We start from the raw sequence: 2728 nt of genomic DNA, 5'->3' as shown, positions 1-2728 counted from the left end.
AATAACGACTTATAAGAGAAAGTAATAAAAATGCGATAATACATTACAATTCTTATAAAATAAATAAACAAGGGGCCGATTTGGCCCCTTGTTTTTAATGTGCGCCTAACGGCGCACGTTTCTAACGGGTTAAAGTCCTGAATCCGCCCAGATAGATGACTATGTAGCTGACATGGCTGCACAGGGATATAAACCTGCTACTATTCTAAGACATTCAGAGACAAAATTAAATCTCTAGAAATTCATAAGAGAACTGGATGTGGATGCAAAATCGACATAATTGCGGAAATCCTAACCCCTATGCTAAGAGGCTGGATTAATTATTTTGGGAAATTCAATCCATCAGCCATGAAATATACACTTCAATGTATAGAACGTAGGCTAGTAAAATGGGCAATGTGTAAATATAAGTACCTTCGTGGTCATAGAAGATGGGCAGAAAAATGGCTTATGTCTGTAAGAAAACGAACCCGTCCTAGGGTGTCAAAAGCAGGAAAATGATTCTGTAGATTGATTCACTGGGGCGGGTTTGTTATCGATGAGAAACTATGGTTTCTATTGAAACTATTCCTCGGAAGGAATATAATAAAATAGTCAATTTTTCGACTTTTATGGAGGATTTGATATGGAGTATGTATATACATCGGAAATTGCAAAAATTTGGGATATTTCACGTCGTCGAGTTACGACATTGTGCAGAGAAGGTAGGGTTGAGGGAGCAGTTTTTGCTGCCAATACTTGGCTCGTGCCTAAAGATGCAAAAAAACCCGAGGATCCGAGAAGAGGCCGTAAAATGGGACGAGATAAATAGTAAAATGATAAAAGCCATAAAAATGGCTATTTTAGAATAAATTGGAGACAAATATTAATGGCAATAAGAAGTGCAAAGATTGATCAAAAAGCGGACCTGATTTGGGCAATTGCAGATAAACTTACAGGACCATATAAACCTCATGAGTATGGCGATGTAATTTTACCGTTAACTGTTATATGAAGATTTGATTATATCTTGTTTGATACAAAGGATGCAGTATTAAAGAAATATGAAGAGGTTAAGAATCTTCCGATGAAGGATGTGCTTCTTCGCAAGGCTTCGGGTTTTGATTTTTATAATACAAGTAAGTATACATTTGAAAAACTTATGGATGATCTTGACCATATTGAAGAGAACTTCAGAGATTACTTAAATGGATTCTCTGAAAATGTGCAGGACATTATCCAGAAATTTGAGTTTGACGGTCATATAACAAGAATGGCAAATAAGAACATTCTTTATATTGTTCTGAAGGAGTTTACTACAGAAAAAGCAAATCTTCATCCAGATGAGATTCCGTTTACAAGATACTTTTATAAATATGAAGCACCTAGGCCATCAGAAGAAATTATGGCGGAGATTATGGAACTTGAAAAAGAATTATCAGGTAGTTTAGAGGAGGTATTTTGCTAATGGCTAAGAAAAAAGAGATTTCCATCCGATCCTCTGCGGCAGAGTATTTGACATTTATTACTGCAACTGGAGAAGGCGGGATAGAGGCAATTTATGCTGATGAGAATGTTTGGTTAAGTCAAAAAATGATGGGTGTTCTTTACGATGTTGGGAAAAGCACAATCAATTATCATTTGCATAAACTGTATGAAGATGGCGAAATAGAAGAGAATTCAGTTGTTCGAAAATTTCGAACAACTGCCGATGACGGAAAAAATTACGATACGTTACATTATAATCTTAAGGCTATCATTGCAGTTGGGCATAAAGTAGACTCGGAAAAAGCAGTTCAATTTCGTAAATGGGCAAATACTATAATCGAAGAATACACAATTAAAGGCTATGCCATGGACGATGAAAGGCTCAAAAAAGGCGGCAGTATTTTAACGAAGGAGTATTTTGAACAGTTACTGGAACGTATTCGAGAAATACGTTTGTCGGAACGTAAATTTTATCAGAAGATAACGGATATTTACGCGACTTCAATTGATTATGATTCTACAGCAAAGGAAACAAAGCGATTTTTTGCAGCTGTACAGAACAAGCTTCACTATGCTGTTCATGGTCAGACCGCAGCAGAAGTGATTTATAACAGAGCGGATGCTGAGAAAGAGCATATGGGACTCACAACATGGGAAGGGTCTCCGAATAGCAAGATTCATAAGTATGATGTTACTGTGGCAAAAAATTATTTGACGGAAGAAGAATTAGCTATCCTTAGTAGAATGGTTACGGCCTATCTGGATTTGGCAGAAAGTATGGCAATGCGAAACATTCCTATGACTATGGCAGATTGGGAAATTAGGTTGGATGGTTTTCTTACTCTGATGGATCATGAGGTCCTAAAGGACAAGGGAAAAATCAGTGCGGAACAAGCTAAGATTCATGCGGAAACGGAATTCGAAAAATATAGAGTGATTCAGGATCGATTATTCCAAAGTGATTTTGATCGATTCATGGAGTTGGAAGAACATTTAAAAGATGAACGTAAATAAAAGAAAAGGAAGAAGACCCTAAATGAAGTAAAAGCAATCGTAGCAGGTTGTATTCCCGAGAATGGAAATTTGGATAAGATATTGATACCACAAAAATCAGGTTTTATATCAGGTTTGGTTAGCGCAGTAGAGAAAATGGTATCTGATGAGATGAATAACGACTTATAAGAGAAAGTAATAAAAATGCGATAATACATTACAATTCTTATAAAATAAATAAACAAGGGGCCGATTTGGCCCCTTGTTT

At 36.4% G+C, this 2728-nt stretch carries 2 protein-coding genes and 2 pseudogenes; all 4 read left to right on the top strand.

Annotation, left to right across the window (positions count from 1 at the left end; all coding sequences use genetic code 11):
* Window positions 1-219: 219 nt before the first annotated feature.
* Window positions 220-501: pseudogene (locus tag BMY79_RS11680) on the top strand (group II intron maturase-specific domain-containing protein); the annotation flags it as partial.
* A gap of 124 nt (window positions 502-625) precedes the next feature.
* Entirely contained in the window at window positions 626-811 is a 186-nt protein-coding gene (locus tag BMY79_RS11675; protein ID WP_074731026.1) for a helix-turn-helix domain-containing protein, read from the top strand.
* Window positions 812-868: 57 nt separating this feature from the next.
* Window positions 869-1447: pseudogene (locus BMY79_RS11670) on the top strand (type I restriction-modification system subunit M N-terminal domain-containing protein).
* The gene (locus BMY79_RS11665) at window positions 1447-2481 is read left to right on the top strand and encodes a virulence RhuM family protein (protein ID WP_022750572.1); all 1035 of its coding nucleotides are present in this window, start codon (window positions 1447-1449) and stop codon (window positions 2479-2481) included. The pseudogene BMY79_RS11670 and the gene BMY79_RS11665 overlap by 1 nt, the downstream one beginning before the upstream one ends.
* The last annotated feature ends 247 nt before the right edge of the window (window positions 2482-2728 follow it).

The sequence above is a fragment of the Lachnobacterium bovis genome, from assembly GCF_900111325.1.
GTDB classification, from domain to species: domain Bacteria; phylum Bacillota; class Clostridia; order Lachnospirales; family Lachnospiraceae; genus Roseburia; species Roseburia bovis_A.
Note: the sequence above shows the minus strand (reverse complement) of the source record. Positions and strands in the feature narration are given on the sequence as shown.

Coding starts and splice junctions, on each gene's coding strand:
- BMY79_RS11675 (WP_074731026.1), top strand. CDS start 626: ATGGAGTATGTATATACATCGGAAATTGCAAAAATTTGGGATATTTCA.
- BMY79_RS11665 (WP_022750572.1), top strand. CDS start 1,447: ATGGCTAAGAAAAAAGAGATTTCCATCCGATCCTCTGCGGCAGAGTAT.